At 38.2% G+C, this 19,892-nt stretch carries 15 protein-coding genes and 1 tRNA gene; 11 read left to right on the plus strand and 5 right to left on the minus strand.

The features are described 5' to 3' along the window. Positions 1-3: 3 nt before the first annotated feature. Together HMPREF9456_RS02365 and HMPREF9456_RS02370 are read right to left on the minus strand one after the other, a co-directional pair. Complete coding sequence (locus tag HMPREF9456_RS02365) at positions 4-327, minus strand: VOC family protein (protein ID WP_006841852.1); 324 nt, start codon at positions 325-327, stop codon at positions 4-6. Between the two features lie 194 nt (positions 328-521). Continuing rightward, positions 522-1,598, minus strand: coding sequence for an aldose epimerase family protein (locus HMPREF9456_RS02370; RefSeq protein ID WP_006841853.1), 1,077 nt, complete (start codon positions 1,596-1,598; stop codon positions 522-524). A gap of 430 nt (positions 1,599-2,028) precedes the next feature. Here HMPREF9456_RS02370 and HMPREF9456_RS02375 point away from each other — a divergent pair, with 430 nt between their 5' ends. From HMPREF9456_RS02375 to folK, 6 genes are read left to right on the plus strand one after another with little or no spacing between them, the layout of a single operon-like run. After that, positions 2,029-2,922: a cell division protein FtsX gene (locus HMPREF9456_RS02375; protein WP_006841854.1), complete on the plus strand. Its 894-nt coding sequence runs from the start codon at positions 2,029-2,031 to the stop codon at positions 2,920-2,922. Between the two features lie 5 nt (positions 2,923-2,927). Then, positions 2,928-3,185, plus strand: a complete 258-nt coding sequence (locus HMPREF9456_RS02380; protein ID WP_006841855.1) for a DUF3098 domain-containing protein — start codon at positions 2,928-2,930, stop codon at positions 3,183-3,185. A gap of 25 nt (positions 3,186-3,210) precedes the next feature. Beyond that, entirely contained in the window at positions 3,211-4,080 is an 870-nt protein-coding gene (locus tag HMPREF9456_RS02385; RefSeq protein ID WP_006841856.1) for an undecaprenyl-diphosphate phosphatase, read from the plus strand. After that, positions 4,080-4,775 carry a tRNA pseudouridine(55) synthase TruB gene (gene truB, locus HMPREF9456_RS02390; RefSeq protein WP_006841857.1) on the plus strand — a complete coding sequence of 232 codons (696 nt, stop codon included), beginning with the start codon at positions 4,080-4,082 and terminating at the stop codon, positions 4,773-4,775. The genes HMPREF9456_RS02385 and truB overlap by 1 nt, the downstream gene beginning before the upstream one ends. Positions 4,776-4,794: 19 nt before the next feature. Next, positions 4,795-5,844, plus strand: coding sequence for a tRNA preQ1(34) S-adenosylmethionine ribosyltransferase-isomerase QueA (gene queA, locus HMPREF9456_RS02395; protein WP_006841858.1), 1,050 nt, complete (start codon positions 4,795-4,797; stop codon positions 5,842-5,844). Continuing rightward, entirely contained in the window at positions 5,844-6,347 is a 504-nt protein-coding gene (gene folK / locus HMPREF9456_RS02400) for a 2-amino-4-hydroxy-6-hydroxymethyldihydropteridine diphosphokinase (protein WP_006841859.1), read from the plus strand. Before queA ends, folK begins: the two co-directional genes overlap by 1 nt. Positions 6,348-6,470: 123 nt before the next feature. Here the strand turns inward: folK and HMPREF9456_RS02405 are convergent, their stop codons facing one another. The 3 genes from HMPREF9456_RS02405 to HMPREF9456_RS02415 form a co-directional block, all read right to left on the minus strand. Beyond that, positions 6,471-7,925: a glycoside hydrolase family 10-like protein gene (locus HMPREF9456_RS02405; protein ID WP_006841860.1), complete on the minus strand. Its 1,455-nt coding sequence runs from the start codon at positions 7,923-7,925 to the stop codon at positions 6,471-6,473. Between the two features lie 3 nt (positions 7,926-7,928). After that, entirely contained in the window at positions 7,929-9,248 is a 1,320-nt protein-coding gene (locus tag HMPREF9456_RS02410) for a TldD/PmbA family protein (protein ID WP_018074672.1), read from the minus strand. 853 nt (positions 9,249-10,101) lie between these two features. Continuing rightward, positions 10,102-10,176: transfer RNA gene (locus tag HMPREF9456_RS02415), tRNA-Pro, on the minus strand. A 212-nt stretch (positions 10,177-10,388) separates the two neighbouring features. Between HMPREF9456_RS02415 and HMPREF9456_RS02420 the strand changes: the two genes are divergently transcribed. The 5 genes from HMPREF9456_RS02420 to sufB all read left to right on the plus strand — a co-directional run bounded on the left by HMPREF9456_RS02420 (position 10,389) and on the right by sufB (position 19,700). Next, the gene (locus HMPREF9456_RS02420) at positions 10,389-11,117 is read left to right on the plus strand and encodes a DUF5020 family protein (protein WP_006841862.1); all 729 of its coding nucleotides are present in this window, start codon (positions 10,389-10,391) and stop codon (positions 11,115-11,117) included. A gap of 13 nt (positions 11,118-11,130) precedes the next feature. Beyond that, the gene (locus tag HMPREF9456_RS02425; RefSeq protein WP_006841863.1) at positions 11,131-12,453 is read left to right on the plus strand and encodes an NCS2 family permease; all 1,323 of its coding nucleotides are present in this window, start codon (positions 11,131-11,133) and stop codon (positions 12,451-12,453) included. Between the two features lie 250 nt (positions 12,454-12,703). Further along, on the plus strand, positions 12,704-15,439 hold the full coding sequence (gene ppdK / locus HMPREF9456_RS02430; RefSeq protein WP_006841864.1) for a pyruvate, phosphate dikinase: 2,736 nt from the start codon (positions 12,704-12,706) through the stop codon (positions 15,437-15,439). A gap of 194 nt (positions 15,440-15,633) precedes the next feature. After that, complete coding sequence (locus HMPREF9456_RS02435) at positions 15,634-17,937, plus strand: outer membrane beta-barrel protein (protein WP_006841865.1); 2,304 nt, start codon at positions 15,634-15,636, stop codon at positions 17,935-17,937. A 305-nt stretch (positions 17,938-18,242) separates the two neighbouring features. Next, positions 18,243-19,700 (plus strand): Fe-S cluster assembly protein SufB, encoded by a 1,458-nt coding sequence (gene sufB, locus HMPREF9456_RS02440; protein WP_006841866.1) that lies wholly within the window; start codon positions 18,243-18,245, stop codon positions 19,698-19,700. Positions 19,701-19,892: the final 192 nt, after the last annotated feature.

A 19,892-nucleotide genomic window follows, 5' to 3' on the forward strand; every position in this document is an offset into this window, starting at 1 on the left:
TACTTACTCGGGTTCATCAGTATCCAGGCAAAAGGGGTGTCCTGCCGGGTCGATCATTGTTTTTGAAGTTTTATAATATTGTTCGCTGGCAAGTCTTGCTCCACATTGTATCGCATATTGTACAGCTTCTTCCAGGTTTTCCACATAAAAGTCTAAATGTAGCATTTGCCCTTGTTTCCCTTTTTGCCAAGGCCAGACCGGAGGAGTATAATTTTCTATCTCCTGAAAAGCTATCACCATGCCGGTGGGAGATGTTATAGCTGCCCAGCCATTTGCATGATGATGCGTATATTCCCAGTTTAGAATCTTGCTATAAAACTCCGCCATAACTCCGGCATCGGCGGAATCGATAACAATGTTTATTTTTTTATGAGAGCTTTGGTTTTCATGTTGCAGAATTAAGAAATTATATGTTTGTGTTCCACTAAATAGTATCTTACTTAATCCGTGAATAGAATGGAGCGAAAAGACTATCGTTTATTGAGGTACTCTTCGCTCCATCTTGAATGACAAAGGTTATCTTATTTCTTTATCGTAAATCGATGTACAGTTTTGCTCTTGAACGTTTCTCCGGGTCTGAGTATTACACTCGGATACTCCGGTTTGTTGATACTATCCGGAAAATGTTGAGTTTCGAAACATACCGCTGCGCGCATCGGATAACGGTGTCCGTGTTTTCCTTCAAAATTTCCTGTCATCCAGTTGCCTGTATATATCTGAACACCCGGTTCGGTAGTCGAAATATTCATTTGAATTCCTGATTTCGGAGAAAAACATTCTACTGCTAAGGCCAATTCACCCTCTTTTTTATCTAATACCATTGTATGGTCGTAGCCTTTCCCGAAATGTAACTGTTCGAAGTCGTCCTCAATTCGTTCTCCGATAGTATGAGGAATAGTGAAGTCAAACGGTGTTCCTTTTACAGGTTCAGCTTTTCCGTAAGGAATAGCAGTATCGTCCGTTGGGAGATAGCTAGAGGCATGCATGACCAGAATGTGATCGTTTATAGTAGGATCTCCCTCGCCCGAAAGATTGAAATATGAATGATTTGTAAGATTCAAAATTGTTGCCTTGTCTGTTGTGGCTTCGTAGTCTATATCAAACGAATTGTCATCTGTCAATTTATAGATCATTTTTACATTCAGATTACCCGGAAATCCCTCTTCTCCGTCTTTGGATAGATATGTCAGCTCTAGAGTTTGATGATCCGTTTGTTTTGCATCCCATACCACAGCATTAAAACCTTTAAGCCCACCATGTAGGTTATTTGGCCCATTGTTTATTGCCAATTCGTAGGTTGTGCCATCGAGCGTAAATTTTCCTTTGGCAATGCGGTTTCCTGTTCGTCCGCATACAGCTCCAAAGTATGGCTCTTCAGAATTGAGATATTCGTTTAGATTATTATGTCCGAGAACGACATCGGTGAGTTGGCCGTTTTTATCAGGTACGGATAAGGAAACTATTTTTGCTCCGTAATTAATGACGGTTGCTTCCAATCCATTCTTATTGGATAGCACATACATTTTTACCTCTTTACCATCTACTTTTCCGGAGAAGTCTGTTGGATTCAATTTTGATTTGGTTAATTCTGTCTGCATGATATTTTATTAAGTTATATGAGCCTTTGTAATAAATGATAAACACAAATATAAGGCTATTTTTAACAAAAAATATTTTTCCTCCCCTGAATGTCAATCTAACGATATATAAAAAAATAAAATTCCTATGCTTACATGTTGAGCCTGTATAGTCATTGGCGGGGCAAATGTTGTGATTTTATTATGTTATAGATAACGGCTGAGAGAGTTGAGAATGGGCTTAGTCTGATTAAAAGTGCTTTAATGTCTTAAATTAAGCTATAAGCCAAAACAAATGGTGTTTTAATAGTGTTTATTCTATAATTGCAAAGAACTATTTATTAAAAAAGATAAAAATACTACTGTAAGATGTATTTATTTTGTTTCTTTGCAGCGAATTTGGGTGTTTTGTACTCATTCACTAAATACTACTTATTTGTCTTTGTACAATATGTCTGATAAGCATCAGTATAAAACGATATCACTATTTACTACAGGAGTCATTACTACGATTAGTATAACTCTTGTTCTTTTTCTTTTGGGTTTGACCTTTTTGGTAGGGTTTACTGCTAAAGGGATCGGTTCGTATCTGAAAGAGAATATGGGTATATCGATAGAGCTTGCAGAAAATGTAGATGATGCTTCTATCACGAAGATACAGAAAAACTTGAATGCAAATCCGTATGTTAAGTCTGTTGTGTATATCAGCAAAGATGAGGCGAAAAAACAACTGGTAGAAGATCTAGGTCGAGATCCCGAAGAGGTGTTAGGATATAATCCTGCTCATGCCTATTTTGATGTGTTTATAAAGTCTGACTATGTCAATCCCGACAGCATAAAAAAAGTAGAAGCAAGTCTTAAGGTTCATAATCTAAAAGGAGCTCAGATAGTAAATAATATCGTTTATAATGAAAGTGATATTATAAATGCAAACTCTAAGCTTTCTTTAATTGGAACTATATTGGCTATACTGGCTGTGATACTTGTACTCATATCCTTTACGCTGATACGAAGCATTATTCAGCTGAATATATATTCAAAAAGATTTTTGATAAATACAATGCGATTGGTGGGTGCCACAAACTCTTTTATCAGATGGCCTTTTATGTGGCGTATGATAATTAGTGGTGTTGTTGCTGCTATCTTTGCCAATTTAGCTATTACGGGAGTAATATATTATATTACAAGCATAATTCCTGATATGCTGTCTATTGTGAAAATGTACGAATTGTTGATTGTATACGGGCTTGTCCTTATCTTTGGCATACTTATAGCGGCCTTTGCCACAGCATTTTCAGTGAATAGGTATTTAAGAATGACTACAAATAAACTTTATCACGTTTAAAACATATGGATAAGAAAGATTTTGCTTTTGGCAAGCTAAATTACATCATTTGTGCTGTGTCGGTCGTAATTATTATAGTTGGGTTTATCCTGATGACAGGGCCATCTTCCAGCATTGAAGGCGGATTTGAACCGGACATCTTTAGTGCCAAGAGAATCGTTGTGGCTCCAATGGTTTGTCTTGCAGGGTTCTTACTGATGATTGTCGGAATACTGTATCCTCGTCGTAAGAGTTTAGCAGAAGATAATAAAGAACACAACTGATTAATTACAAAACTTATAAATAACGATGAGTATTTTTGAGGCAATTATAATTGCTATTGTAGAAGGACTTACCGAGTTTCTTCCTGTATCGTCAACCGGGCATATGATTATTGCTCAAAGTCTTTTAGGGATCGAAAGTAGCGAATTTGTAAAGGCTTTCACTGTCATTATACAATTTGGTGCGATTTTGTCTGTGATTGTTCTATACTGGAACCGTTTTTTTCGCTTTAGAAATGATAGACTAAGAGCCGATTTTAAAAACATATTCAGCTATTTGTTTTATAAATTAGAGTTCTATTGGAAGTTGCTGATCGGTTTTGTTCCGGCTGCTTTTTTAGGATTGATATTTAGTGATAAAATAGATGAATTGCTCGAAAGTGTAACAGTTGTAGCTATCATGTTGGTGCTTGGCGGTATTGTGATGCTCTTTGTAGATAAATGGTTTAATAAGCCGAAAGAAGACTCACAAGAAATAACATATAAGAATGCGTTTATAATTGGTTTTTTTCAGTGCATAGCTATGATTCCCGGAGTGTCTCGTTCTATGGCTACCATCGTAGGGGGGATGAGTCAGGGCTTGAGTAGAAAAAATGCAGCAGAATTTTCCTTCTTCCTTGCAGTTCCTACAATGGCTGCTGCTACCGGATGGAAAGTGTATAAGCTGATAAAAGCACCCAATGGAGGAGCATTTGATTTTGATTTCAGCATATTATTGGATAATATGACTGTTCTTATAATAGGAAATGTAGTAGCGTTTATAGTAGCGCTGTTGGCTATCAAATTCTTTATAGGATTTGTAACCAAGTATGGATTTAAACTTTTTGGCTGGTATAGAATTGTAGTTGGAGGAATTATTCTAATCCTTATGCTGGCAGGACACGAATTAACAGTATAATGGATTTTATATCAGGAGAGGTCTTATATATAAATAAGCCACTAAATTGGACATCATTCACCCTTGTGCGCAAATTGAGAAACAAATTATGCCGCAAGCTGGGTATTAAGAAATTAAAAGTCGGCCATGCCGGCACTCTAGACCCGCTGGCTACGGGTGTTATGATCGTTTGTACAGGGAAAAAGACAAAGTTGATAGAATCCTTTCAATATCAGACTAAAGAATATATTGCAACGATAAAGATTGGAGAAACAACTCCTTCATTTGATTTGGAAACAGCTGTAGATGGCGTCTTCCCCGTAGAACATATAACTAAGGAGCTGGTTGAGGCTAAACTTAAAGATTTTATTGGAGAAATAGAGCAAGTGCCGCCAACATATTCAGCCTGTAAGGTGGATGGAAAAAGGGCATACGAGTTTGCGAGAGAAGGACAGGACGTAGAGTTGAAACCAAAGTTGTTGGTTATAGATGAAATCGAGCTTCTCAACTATTCCTTTCCCGAAATAAGAGTTAGAGTGGTATGTAGTAAGGGTACATACATCAGAGCTTTGGCTCGAGATATTGGAGTTGCGTTAGGCTCAGGTGCACATCTTACCGCACTGGAGCGAACACGAATAGGTGAGGTTACTCTTGATCAGTGTATTGAGGGAAGCCAGATAGAAGAATTTGTGGACGCACTAATTATTGATAAATAATAAATTTAGATAAAGAAACATGAAACTTTCTCAATTCAGATTTGATCTTCCAGAGGAATTGATCGCCACTCATCCTTCAAAGAACAGGGATGAGTCACGTTTGTTGGTTGTCAACCGTAAAACCGGGGGTATTGAACACAAAAGTTTTAAGGATATTATTGACTATTTCGACGATAAAGATGTTTTTGTTTTCAACGATACGAAAGTCTTTCCTGCCCGTTTATATGGAAATAAGGAGAAGACCGGGGCTACAATAGAGGTATTCTTGCTGCGTGAGTTAAACGAGGAATTCCATCTGTGGGATGTACTTGTTGATCCTGCGCGTAAAATACGTATAGGAAATAAATTGTATTTTGGTGACGATGACTCAATGGTTGCCGAAGTTATAGATAATACAACTTCGCGTGGACGTACGCTTCGTTTTTTGTATGATGGCCCATCCGAAGAGTTCAGAAAAGCACTTTATGCTCTTGGTGAAACTCCAATCCCTAAATACCTGAACAGAGGTGAAGAACCCGAAGATAAGGATCGCTATCAGACTATATTCGCTAAAAACGAAGGTGCTGTCGTAGCTCCTGCTGCCGGACTTCACTTTAGCCGTGAGTTAATGAAACGCTTAGAAATTAAAGGTGTTCATTTCGCATATATAACTTTACACTCGGGCTTGGGTAATTATAGAGATATTGATGTAGAAGATCTTACCAAGCATAAAATGGACTCGGAGCAATTACTTATTACTCAGGAAGCGACAGAAATAGTAAACAAAGCAAAGGATGAAAGTCGTAGAGTGTGTGCTGTTGGTACTTCGGTAATGAGAGCTGTTGAAACAATAGTGAGTACAGATGGTTACCTGAAAACAAATCAAGGTTGGACGAATAAGTTTATTTTCCCTCCGTATGATTTTGGTATAGCCGACTCTATGGTTACTAATTTTCATTTGCCACAGTCTACATTGTTGATGATGACTGCAGCATTTGGCGGGTATGACCGTATAATGGATATATATGAAATCGCTGTAAAGGAAAAATATAAATTCGGAACTTACGGAGACGCAATGCTTATCATTTGATGATACTCGAAAAAGAAAAAAAGCGTAATGTTTATCTGGGACTTGGCTCCAACTTGGGAGACCGAGGAGAAAATCTGGATAATGCAATAGATTATATAGAAGAGCGGATTGGCGAGGTGATCGCCACTTCCGCTTTTTATATTACCGAGCCTGTCGGCTTTGAGTCTGCTAATCAGTTCTTGAATGCTGCATGCAAAGTGGAGACTAAACTTACTCCGGTTGAAGTATTGCAAGCCACTCAATGGATCGAGAAAAAGATGGGGAGAGATGTTAAATCTCAGGATCAGAGATATACCGATCGAATTATAGATATTGATGTATTGTTATACGAAGATGTAATTCTGGATTCTGCTGATTTGAAATTACCGCACCCTCATATTCAAGAAAGGTCTTTTGTTTTATTTCCTCTAGCTGAGATTGCAGGGGAATACATGCATCCAATTCTTCATAAGACAATCAATCAATTAAAGGATGCCATAGTGCCACCGACTTCCATAGCGTAATAAGGGATAGTATTATTGTATTGAAAATATATAAATCAGCAGTTTTATTGTAAACTGTTGATTTTCTTTTTTTATGATTTCCTTATAAATTATGACTGAAGTCAAAATTCACTTGATGCCTGCCTATTGCTCATTTGTTGAATGAGAGAAAAATGCGGGGAAGGTAACCGTACTCTCATTGTGATATCTATCTGATGCTGTTACTGTATAGTAATACCCAAAATCACCCTCTTTGATTGTAAAAGTATAGCTATTTGTCCGTAGTCCTGTTGATAATATATTACCTGCATTGTTGGTGTCTATGGGTTCTTTATCTGATACATAAACTGTATACGTGTAATCACCATCTGCTGTCGGCGGATTCCATTTAATGTTTAGCTTGTTGTCTTTGTCTTTAAAGACTTGTAGATCAGTTGGGGAATTCGGTGCAATGTTGTTTAGCCATGTCAATGGCGGTAGCTTCGCCGGAGTAGGGTAGTAGGTGTGTATAGAATCTAAAACCCCTTTCAGATTGCTGAGAACATTCGCTGTTCTGAAATATGCTGCTCCGGGGATCTTTTTATCCCGAATGTATTGCATTTGGTTCGTAATATCTTGTAGCGGCCACTTTAATTCATCCATCTGATAAACACCCAATCCGGGAGCAATAAGCCGTCCGTTACTGTTTGCAATCCAGTCGTTAAGGAACGGATAGAAATAATGGTCACGGTAATACATCATTGGGAAAAGTAGGTCGTGTTTTCCACTTTTCAGCCAATGACCTGCATCCTGAAACACTGTTTCATAAGCTGTCCATCCATCGTTGGGTGAAACCTCCGGCAGAACTTTGTATCTGCCTAAAGGAGAGCTGCTTACTTGCACCCATTTTTTTAGAGCCTTTACCGTATCGTATGCTTCACTGATCAGCTTGTTGATATTTTCTCTACGCCAATCGTATAGATTCATCCCGTTTCCATATTTTCGGTAGGTATCGTCATCCGGAAATTTGCGGGAGTTGCTCGGATAGCGGATATAATCGAAATGAATGCCATCTACATCATAATTCTGAACGATCTCCTTCACTATCGATACTATCAGATTGCGTGTTTCTGGCATTCCGGGGTCGAGATACCACCTTTCTCCTATAGCCTTATAATATGATGGTTTGTTTTGCACAACGGTGGCTTTTCTTCGCCTGCCTTTGCCTTTATATCGTACTGTGGCTTTGTCCATAGGGTAGGCTATAACCCATGCATGGCATTCCATCCCTCTCTTGTGACATTCTTCTATAGCGAAGGCCAACGGGTCGAAATTGTCTTCATGATTGAAATATGAGCTGAGAGGTTCTATCTTGGAGCGATAAAAAACATATCCTTGAGCTCTTGCCTGAAAGAGGACAGTGTTGAAATTCGCTTCCTGTAATTTATCCAGAATTTTTTTTAATTGTTCTTTCTGAGCCTTAACGCTGGTATGCTGGGTAGGCCAGTCGAGACCCCAGTTTGTTGTTAGCCAAACGGCACGTATTTCGGTGGCAGGAGCCTGAGAAAATATATATATAGGAAGTAATAAAAGTAGAAATAAGAGGTGGAAGGGTTTCATATTCTATAATCCGCTAAAGTTTACATTGTTGAATAAAAGCGATGGAATGCGCCAAGAGGAAGTCTCGCGGGGATCGTTTCCCGCTTCTGTAAGACTATCCCAAAGAGACAGCATATTTCCGGTTATGTTCATTTCTCCCAATGGAGTTGAAATCTTTCCGTTTTCGATCAAAAAGCCCTCTATGCCAAACGAAAAATCTCCGGTAGTAGGGTTGCTGTTACCTCCGTTGAAGTTGGTGACCCATATACCTTTCTGTACAGATGCCAAAATGGCATCAAAGTTTCTTTCTCCCAAAGACATTTTAAGAATAGAAGGGGACGATATGGTAGGAGCTACTCCCATTTTCAGAGAATTGTATGTGTCTATGAAATAATTTTGCAGCATACCTTTCTCTATAATCGTTCTATCCTTTGTCTCTACGCCTTCACCATCAAACCATCGGGCACCAAAGGAGCGTTTTAGATGTGGTGTATCGTAAAGGGTAAAGATGTCAGCCGTTATCTTTTCTCCCATTTTGTTCAATAGGAAAGAATTTTTCTGTTGAAGTGCTGTTCCGTACATTGCGCTGATAAGCGGAGATAATATGCGCGACGAAGTAGTATTGTCTAACAGCATGTCATATTTGCCCGATTTTATCTTTTGTTGCCCGATCTTGCGTAATGCTCTGTTGAATGCAATTTTTGCTATCCCACTTTTTTTCAGATCTTCCCAATATACAGCACTGTCGTACCAGAAGGATTCGGCACGAGCGTCACCATCCGTTTTCAGTGATACTTCTACCATCAGGTTGAACGCTGAGTCTACACATTCGGCTTCAAATCCATTACTGGCAATCATATATTCTGCTCCTACGCCATCGTCGTATGCCGAGGTGACAGAGATTATACGATTGTCGCTACCATGTATTTCGTCTACAGACTGCTTTATAAGATTTAACTTCTCATTTGTTGGAATGGACTCAAAGCTTCCGTCACAGAGGTCTAAATCAGTTTCGTCTCCTCTGAAATATCTTTGCGTGTCGGGCAGTTGGCGAAAAGGGTCTTCTGATAAATATTTAGTAGACGTGATACCTTCTTTTATAAAAGACTCTAATCCTGCTTTTTCTATCCGATTAGTAGAAAATGAGCCGTACCTGCCATCTATAAATAATTCTATATAGAGTTTGTTTTCACTGCTTTGGTGAAGTTTATCTAATTGAGTGTTTCTGTATTCGAAAGAGTTGTTGTTTGCCGTAATTACTGAAACCCGAGCTCCTTGGCATCCATTTGCCAGAGCCAGTTCCATAGACCATTGGGCAATATCTTTGTGTTGCTTACTTATCATATCTTTGTTGTTGTGGATGCAAAAATACACAGATTTAGTGTAAAAAAGAGAAAAAGTTAGAATAGAAACTTTCTTAGTATACGAATTAACGTTCTCTAACTAAGCTGCTGTAATTCAAAGTCTGGACAATGTTTTTGGAGAGAAGGTTCTGATTTAATTTCTTAGAGCTTAGTCAGGTTGCTGAGGAATGTTATAGAGTGTACTTGTAAATAGAGACTGAGGAGGTATTTATTATAGCATATCAAACGCATAACAATTGTTTTTTGATATATAATAGAAAAAGCGACACCGAAGTGCCGCAATTGATGTTTTCACAACGGAATAATCCTTATTGTGATTTGAAAGCAAATCACAACTTGTCCGACTATCTTTATTGAAAGTTTTCTGATGTATTTCAATGAACTAAGATACAATTTTGAAAGCAAATCACAACCAGCTGTTGTTGATCCTGAACCATCTTTAGATGTATTTCAATGAACTAAGATACAATTTTGAAAGCAAATCACAACGAGGTCTTTTAGCTTTTGTTGGGGTAGGTTGATGTATTTCAATGAACTAAGATGCAATTTTGAAAGCAAATCACAACACAGCTCGTCTGATATCTTAAAAGGTTTTGGATGTATCTCAATGAACCAAGGTGCGATTTTTTCATATCAGGAATGATATTTTCATCTTTTATACAAAAATATAGGAAGAAGAAATAATATGAAATCTGCTAGTGTAAATATTTGCATTTAGAGTTCTTATAGATAGCAAGTTTTTTCTTTGCATTTCGATAGTTGTGTGCAAATTGCATGTACATATAAAAAGAAAAGAGAGCTAGATTTTCATCTAACTCTCGCATTTTAAAGTGTCGGGATACCAGGATTCGAACCTGGGACCCCCTGCTCCCAAAGCAGGTGCGCTAACCGGACTGCGCTACATCCCGTTTTCTGTGATTGCGGTGCAAAGGTATGACATTTTTTTATATTTCAAAATAAAAAATAAAAATTTACTCATAATTTATTTTAAAACTAAAAAATGAAGCTGGGAAAGGATTCTACATATTGTTGAAAAAAAACGATTGTTAAATCTCCTTCGACAAATATTTAATTCTTTTTTTTACTTATTTTTGCATTTTTAATAATAAATTCTAATAATATGGCAAAAAAGGTACTATTCACATTAATCGTATTAATGGCTTCATTCTATGCTTCGGCACAGAATCTTCAGTTACATTTCGATCCACGTCATGCCCTACATGGAGACAAGATTTCTGGAAAAAACTATTTTACTGCAACGTTTGAGATGTTCAAACCTGACAAATGGGGTTCTACTTTCATGTTTGTCGATTTGGACTTTAACCAAAGCAGAGGAAATATAGGAACTATGTACCTTGAAATTGCCCGCGACCTGAAGTTGGGAAAAAGCCCAATTATGGCCCACTTAGAGTTTAATGGTGGTGTAGGTAAGGCAGAGAACTTTGGTTTTTCTATCGCAAATGCCTACTTAGCCGGAGCATCTTATGCTACAAATATTAAAGGCGTAAATCTTGGAACTTATTTAGTGTATAAATACAATGCTTTCGAGAGAGTTAGTAACGATGTTCAGTGGACAGTAACATGGGGAGCTAACCTCTTTGATAATAAATTCACTGTATGCGGATTCCTTGATGTTTGGACTCAGGATAAAAACCCGGTTCATGGAGTAGACCGAGGTGGTAAAAAAATAATTCTGCTTACAGAACCACAATTCTGGTATAATGTTAATTCGAATTTATCTTTAGGTACAGAAATAGAGATAAGCAACAACTTTATTAACTCAGCTAATGGGTCTCGCTTAAATGAACCATATATAAATCCTACTATTGCTGCTAAGTGGAACTTTTGATCATTAATAGAATATGAAAAACTTACTAGAAAAAACATTTAAGCTTTCGGAAAATAATACGACTATACGCAAAGAATTTCTTGCGGGTCTTATCACTTTCCTTACGATGTCTTATATCCTGATCGTAAACCCAAGTATATTGTCTACTACAGGGATGGATAAAGATGCGTTGTTTACTGCTACAGCCTTGGCAACTATTTTCGCCACCCTTATGATGGCATTATATGCTAAATTGCCAATTGCACAAGCTCCCGGAATGGGGTTGAACGCATTCTTTGCATTCACAATATGCGGTGTAATGGGATATTCTTGGCAATTTGCACTTACAGCAGTATTTATTGAAGGGATTATATTTATACTACTTACGTTCTTCAATGTTCGTGAACTAATCGTAAAAAGTATCCCAAAAGTATTGAAGGATGCAATACCTGTCGGTATCGGGCTGTTTATAACACTGATCGGGTTGAAAAACGCAGGAATCGTAGTGTCAAGTCCTGCTACATTGGTTGCATTAGGAGATTTTTCTCAACACAGTATATGGATTGCCTTTTTAGGGCTATTTGTTACAGCTGTACTATTTGTAAGAAATGTAAATGGTTCTATTCTGATAGGAATCGTTGTAGCAACTATCTTTGGTCTTATTTTGGGAGATGTTAAACTGCCCGAAGGGAATGTGATTGATACACCTCCATCTATCGCACCTATCTTTGCTCAGTTTGAGTGGGATCATATTTTGTCTGTCAACATGGTTATTGTTGTATTCACCTTGTTGTTTGTAAACCTATTCGATACAGTAGGAACATTGATCGGTGTGGTATCAAAAGCAGGACTTGCAGATGAAGACGGAAATTTCCCTCAAATGAAGAAAGCCCTGTTCTCTGATGCTCTAGGTACTACCGTGGGTTCTATACTTGGTACAAGTACAGTTACTGCGTATGTAGAAAGTGCATCGGGTGTCGCATCGGGCGGTCGCACCGGACTTACCTCTGTAAGTACAGCGTTGTTTTTCATTTTAGCACTGTTTTTTGCACCATTATTCCTGATGGTTCCGGCTGCTGCAACTTCACCGGCATTAATCATCGTAGGTTTGTTTATGATTTCGTCTGTTGCTAAGATCAATTTTAGCGACATGAGCGAAGGCTTGCCGGCATTCCTTACCATCGTGTTTATGCCTTTTACATACAGTATAGCAGAAGGTATTGTTTTCGGTATGTTAAGCTTTGCGTTTATCAAAGTTTTTTGCGGAAAATCAAAAGATGTTTCTGTTACAGTGTACGTCATTGCGGCATTATTCCTTCTAAAATTAGTGTTGGATGCAATGCATGTTATAGGCTAGTGTATATTTGTTAAAAAGCGAGGTTTCGCTTACAAAAAATAATATTTTCATGTAATCCCGGCAAGGTCTCTTGTCGGGATTATTATGTTTTATAACCATATTAAATTACTCTAAAATACTTTGTTATCCGATTATTTTTTCATAATATTGAAATCGATTGATCGTAACAGATAGTCAGTCTATTTTTACACTATACGAATATCATGAACATGTTAAATACTATTATCTAACCTTTTAAAATCGTTACAGTATGAGTGGAAAGTCTGTTTATGTCTTTGGCGGTACAGTTACCGAGGGAAATGCGAAAATGAAGGAGTTGCTAGGAGGGAAGGGTGCTAATTTGGCCGAAATGAGTCTAATGGGTATACCTGTGCCTCCGGGATTTACAATCACGACAGAAGTGTGCAATTTATTTTACAAGGAAGGTAAAGAAAATGTTATAAAACTTCTTACAAATGAGGTGAAAGAAGCAATACATCATATCGAGCGTGTTGTGGGAGGGCCAAAGTTTGGTGATGATGAAAACCCTCTTCTCGTTTCGGTTCGCTCGGGAGCAAGAGCTTCCATGCCGGGGATGATGGATACAATCTTAAACCTAGGTTTAAACGAAAAAGCCGTAGAAGCCATTGCGCGTAAGACACAGACTCCTCGCTTTGCTTGGGATTCATATCGTCGTTTCATACAAATGTACGGTGATGTGGTAATGGGTTTAAAACCCGTTGAAAAGGATGATGAAGATGTTTTTGAAGAAATTATAGATGAACTGAAAGAAAAGAAAGGTATAAAACAAGATTCAGAATTTGGAACAGAAGATTTGAAGGAGCTTGTTGTACGTTTCAAAAAAATAATAAAAGAAAAGACAGGGCAAGACTTTCCAACAGACCCATGGGTACAGCTTTGGAATGCCATCATGGCTGTATTTGAAAGCTGGATGAACGAACGTGCTATCTTTTATCGCAAACTGAATAATATTCCTGCCGAGTGGGGTACTGCCGTTAATGTGCAGGCAATGGTATTCGGTAATATGAATGATAACTCCGGTTCGGGAGTAGCATTTACCCGTAATGCCGCTACAGGAGAAGCTCGATTCAATGGAGAGTTTCTTATCAATGCACAAGGAGAAGATGTAGTTGCCGGTACACGTACTCCTCAGCAGATTACCTTACAGGGTTCGTATGACTGGGCAAGACAACAGGGTATCACTGAAGAGGAAAGAAAGCAAAGAGGGTTGTCTCTGGAGGAAGTAATGCCTGAAGCTTACAAGAGTCTGAATGAAATTCAGAAAAAGCTTGAATTGCATTATAAAGACATGCAAGACCTTGAGTTTACAATACAAGATAACAAGCTATGGTTGCTTCAGACTCGTAGTGGAAAACGAACAGGTGCTGCTGCCGTAAAAATCGCCATGGATATGTTAAACGAAGGCTTGATCTCCGAAGAAGAAGCTTTGTTGCGTGTTGAACCTCAGAAGATAGATGAATTGCTACACCCAGTGTTCGAACCTAAGGCGTTAAAAGCTGCTACAGTTATAGCGAAAGGGCTTCCTGCATCTCCGGGTGCAGCCACAGGACAAATCGTTTTCTTTGCCGATGATGCTGAATGGCAAACAAGCCATCATAAAAATAAAAAAGTTATCCTTGTCAGAATAGAAACTGCCGCCGAAGATCTCAAGGGTATGGCTGTTGCCGAAGGTATCCTTACTGCTCGCGGAGGGATGACGTCTCACGCTGCCGTTGTTGCTCGTGGTATGGGTAAATGTTGCGTGTCCGGTGTGTCTGATCTCCGTATCAATTATAAGAGGCGTTCTCTGATGATTGATGATCGTGAGTATCGTGAAGGTGATTGGATCTCTATCAATGGCTCTACAGGAGAAGTGTATGACGGTAAGGTAGGAACAAAAGACGCCGAATTGAGTGCTGACTTTGCCGAAATGATGAAGCTTACAGATAAATATTCCCGTCTGAAAGTAAGAGCGAATGCCGATACTCCACACGATGCCTCTGTTGCTCATAACTTTGGAGCTGTAGGAATTGGTTTATGCCGCACAGAGCACATGTTCTTCGAAGGAGATAAGATCATCGCCATGCGTGAAATGATTTTAGCAGACAATGTAGAAGAACGTAAGAAAGCTTTAAAAAAACTCCTGCCTCTTCAGCAAGAAGATTTTGAAGGCATATTCGCAGCGATGGAAGGACTTCCTGTAACAGTTCGTTTACTGGACCCACCGTTGCATGAATTTTTGCCTCATGATATGAAGGGTTTGGAGGAAATGGTAGAGGCAATGCAAATTTCTGAAAGTAAGATAAAACAAAAGATATCATCATTGCAAGAAATGAATCCGATGCTCGGACACCGTGGTTGTCGTCTTGCAAATACTTATCCTGAAATTACTGAGATGCAGACAAGAGCTATTCTGCAAGCTGCTTTGAAACTGAAGAAAAAAGGAATAAAAACACATCCTGAAATCATGGTGCCATTGACTACGTCGTTGACTGAAATGAAATTCCAGGAAGATATTATTCGCAGTACTGCTGAAAAGGTATTTGCCGAACTAGGAGATAGGATCGATTTTGAAGTAGGAACAATGGTGGAAACGCCTCGTGCCGCTATTACAGCTGATAAACTCGCCGAATCTGCTGAATTCTTCTCTTTGGGAACAAATGACCTCACTCAGATGACATTTGGGTTCTCACGAGACGATGTGGGTAAATTCCTGCCTATATACTTAGAGAAAGGTATTCTAAAAATAGATCCATTCCAAGCTATAGACAGGGAAGGAGTTGGACAGCTTATACAATCTGCTGTGACTAAGGGCCGTCAGACCCGTCCGGGCATGAAGGTTGGTATTTGTGGTGAACATGGAGGTGAACCATCTTCTATTGAATTCTGCCATTGTGTAGGATTGAATTATGTGAGTTGCTCTCCATACCGTGTTCCAATTGCACGCCTAGCGGCAGCACAGGCTGCTATTAACTTTAAAAGTTAATTAACAACTTCTGATATATATAATGGCTGTGATATTTTTGTCACAGCCATTTTTTTTGTGGAACTCGCTGGAAATTAAAATTCTATAAAAAACAGAAAGATCGTAAATGACAATATTTTGAATTTAAAGGAAATCTATTGTAACACTATGGCTTTTCATTTCGTGTAAATAGTATAAATGATTAAACAAAAAGAATGAAAACCATATTATCCTTACTTTTACTTATCAGCGTCAACATCTCGGTAAGTGCAATAGATATAAAAGGGCGTATTGTTGATCTGAAAACAAAACAGCCTGTTGAGTTTGCCACAACAGTATTGCTTAAAGTGGATTCTACATATATCACCGGTTCTCAGACAGATACTACCGGTTTGTTCTTGATTGCAGGTCAGTTTCAAAAACAAGATTACATTCTCAAAGCCTCTTATATGGGGTATCGTACGACGTTTATCAAGATTAGTAACCTTTCAACACACATCGATTTAGGTGATATAGAAATACAGGAAGATGCGAAAACTCTTGGTGAAGTCCTTGTAACAGGGAATCGGATAATAAACAAAATAGATCGTCAAATACTTATGCCCGACTCAATGCAGGTAAAAACATCTGTGAGTGCATTCGATTTGCTTAGCAACATGGCAATACCTAGATTGAATATAGATGCTGTAAACAGGACTATAAAAATTAGCAACCAAGAAGTTCAACTCCGCATCAATGGAGTCAGGGCTTCGGTGCAAGAAGTTGCAGCTTTAAGATCACAAGACATTCTTCGTGTCGAGTTTTTTGAAGACCCCGGAGTGCGTTTTGGAAATGAGAATGTTGGTGCTGTATTAAATCTGATCGTTGACCGACAGAAAAATTATGGAGGGTATGTGTTTGCAGACGGACGGAATTCTCCATATGTAGGGTTTGGAAATGATAACGTGACTTTCAAAACCAACTATAAGGCCTCAGAATTCGGACTCAATTATTTTATCAATTATAGAAGCTATGACAAACGGTGGTCTGATCAGACAGAGACACTGAATTTTCCGAACAATCCGATCACCAGAGAACAGAAAGGTATTTATGCTCCTTTGGATTATCAATATCAATACTTGAATCTATCATACAATCTTACATCTCCTGATAAGTATGTGTTTAACGTATTGTTTAAAAACCAGTTCTATAATTATAAAAATGAGAGTTCTCAGAATATATTATATTCCAATAGTTTAAACAAGACACTTTCCTCTTCAAAAAATAAGGGGAATGAATATACTCCTGTACTCGATATATACTTTAAGCGAGAGTTGAAGAATAAGCAATCACTTGCAGTAAATCTGGTGGGGACATACATCGGTTCCAATAGTGACCGTAGATACAAAGAAACCGAAGATAGCGAGGTTCTTTCCGATATTTTTAATAAAATAGACGGTAATAAATACTCGCTCATCGGTGAAGCCGTATATGAAAAGCAGTTCGAAAATCTATCTTTTTCCTCGGGTATAAAACATACACAAGGTTTTGCGGATAATACGTATGAGGGCGGTGCAAATACAATTACTAAAATGAAAAATGCAGAGTCTTATTTGTATGCCCAGGTACAAGGAAAAATAGCCAAAAAGTTAGGCTACACTATCGGTGTAGGTGGAACTCGTCTGTTTTTTAAAGAAGGTAAACAGGATGCGACCTATTATACCTTCCGCCCTTCCGTTCAGCTCAGTTATCCATTAAACGATAATTTGTCGTTGAAATATTCATTTATTGTTAATACACGTACTCCTTCTTTGGGGCAACTAAGTGATGTAGAGCAACAAACCGATACTTATCAGATAAGTAGGGGAAATCCTAACCTAAAACCATATAATGTATATAACAACAGATTGACTGTAAGTTACAGTAAAGGAATATTTGATATAAGTACGGTCTTCGGTTATATGTATTTTGATAAGCTTATAGTAGACGCATTTAGTATAGAAGGAGATAAGGTGGTAAGCTTTTCGGATAACCATAAAGCAGAACATTACTTATTCTTAAATGGAGATGTTACTTTGAGGCTTATTAAAGATATATGGACTGTTACCGGGTGGTTTGGAGTGCATCGGGATATATTTAAGTCCAATTATGGTAATACACATGTGCATAATTTTATGCATGGCGGAGCTCGTTCCAACCTTATATATAAAAACTGTTTATTGACAATGGGAATGTATACCAGATATAAAGAGTTGTGGGGCGAAACCATTTGGTATGGTGAAGACTGGAACTATATAGAAGCCGGATATAAATACAAAGAGGCACAACTTTCGGTTGGAATGTCATATCCGTTTAAAGATTATTGGAGTGCAGGAAGTCGTAATGTGTCTAATATTAAGCCATCGACGTCATGGTCGTATATAAAAGAAAACGGACACATGCTTTATTTACGCTTTTCATGGAACGTATCGTTCGGTAGAAAACATGAAGCAGGGAAAAAGAGCTTGGAGAACTCAGATTCAGACAAGGGAATATTATAAACGTTCTTAAAAATTCATAATACTATTAAGATTAATTTGGATTTGAAGCGTGTCGGCTATTCTGATGGGATATCAGGAGAGCCGACTATTTATATTGTATTGATTAATCGTACTGTTATAAAAAGGAAAAAAGTAAACAAAAGCCTGTTCTATGTGTTCTATGAGTGATGCAAAATATTTATATATGTATAATTTATGAATAGAATGTAATATCTTTGCAAACTGGCAATAAGCTTTCTGCTTACAGCCAATAATGGACTTTAACAGCCTATAGCCTGTGGCTATTCGCTAAAATAAAATTAATCATGCAAGAAACTCAAGATAAAATTTTAGAAGACGTTACCACCGCAGATTACAAATACGGTTTTGTAACGGATATTGAAACTGAGGTTATTCCAATCGGACTCAACGAAGATGTTGTACGTCTGATTTCAGCGAAAAAAAATGAGCCGGATTGGTTGCTCGAATACCGACTTAAAGCATATCGTCATTGGCTTACAATGAAGACGCCGGAATGGGCGCATCTGGAAATTCCGGAGATCGATTATCAGAGCATCAGTTACTATGCTGCTCCAAAGAAAAAAGACGGACCTAAAAGCCTTGATGAAGTAGACCCTGAATTGTTGAAAACATTCGATAAACTCGGAGTTCCGCTTCATGAACGCGAAATATTAGCCGGTGTGCAAACGATGGCTGTGGATGCGGTTGTAGATAGTGTTTCCGTAAAAACAACATTTAAAGAAGTGTTGGCCGAAAAGGGTATTATATTTTGTGCTTTCAGTGAGGCTGTACAAGAGCACCCTGAACTGGTGAAAAAATACCTTGGATCTGTCGTTCCATATAGAGATAATTTCTTTGCTGCGCTTAACTCGGCTGTATTCAGTGACGGATCTTTTGTTTATATCCCTAAAGGGGTACGTTGTCCGATGGAGTTGTCTACATATTTCCGTATCAATGCGGCTAATACAGGGCAGTTTGAGCGAACTCTGATTGTTGCCGAAGATAATTCATACGTTAGCTACCTTGAGGGCTGTACAGCTCCTATGCGTGACGAAAATCAATTGCACGCTGCTATTGTAGAAATCATAGCTCTTGATTATGCAGAAGTGAAATATTCGACTGTACAGAACTGGTATCCGGGTGATAAAGAAGGCAAGGGCGGAATTTATAATTTTGTGACTAAACGTGGTATATGTAAAGGAAAAGGTTCTAAGATATCTTGGACACAGGTGGAGACCGGTTCTGCTATTACATGGAAATACCCATCATGTATCCTTGCCGGAGATGACTCTATAGGTGAGTTTTATTCTGTTGCCTTAACCAATCATTATCAGCAGGCTGATACAGGTACTAAGATGATACACCTCGGCAAAAATACAAAGAGCCGTATCGTCTCCAAAGGAATATCCGCAGGATTTAGTCAAAACATATATAGAGGGTTGGTTAAAGTTTCACCAAAGGCAGAAGGGGCACGCAATCACTCTCAATGCGACAGTTTATTGCTAGGTGATAAATGTGGTGCGCATACATTCCCTTATTCAGATATAGCGAATCCGGGAGCTATCATTGAACATGAGGCTACTACTTCTAAAATTAGTGAAGATCAGATTCTTTATTGTAATCAGCGTGGTATAGGTACCGAAGAGGCTGTAGGGCTTATCGTAAATGGCTATGCTAAAGAGGTGATGCAGAATCTTCCGATGGAATTTGCTGTTGAAGCGCAAAAGCTATTACAAATAAGTCTTGAAGGCAGTGTAGGATAAAGAGGTCAAAGTGTTAATATGGCGACATTTGATGTTGATATCTCTAAAAGTATAGATTGCTTTTCAAAGAATCATTAAATAATTACAACTACTGAAATGATGCTTGCGGTATTTTTGCTATTTTGGCACTAAATACCGTAAGCTCGTAGTTTGTATTTTTACAGACATTAGGATAAGATCCTATTTTACAAA

This window comes from Dysgonomonas mossii DSM 22836, from assembly GCF_000213575.1.
Classification (GTDB): Bacteria; Bacteroidota; Bacteroidia; order Bacteroidales; family Dysgonomonadaceae; genus Dysgonomonas; species Dysgonomonas mossii.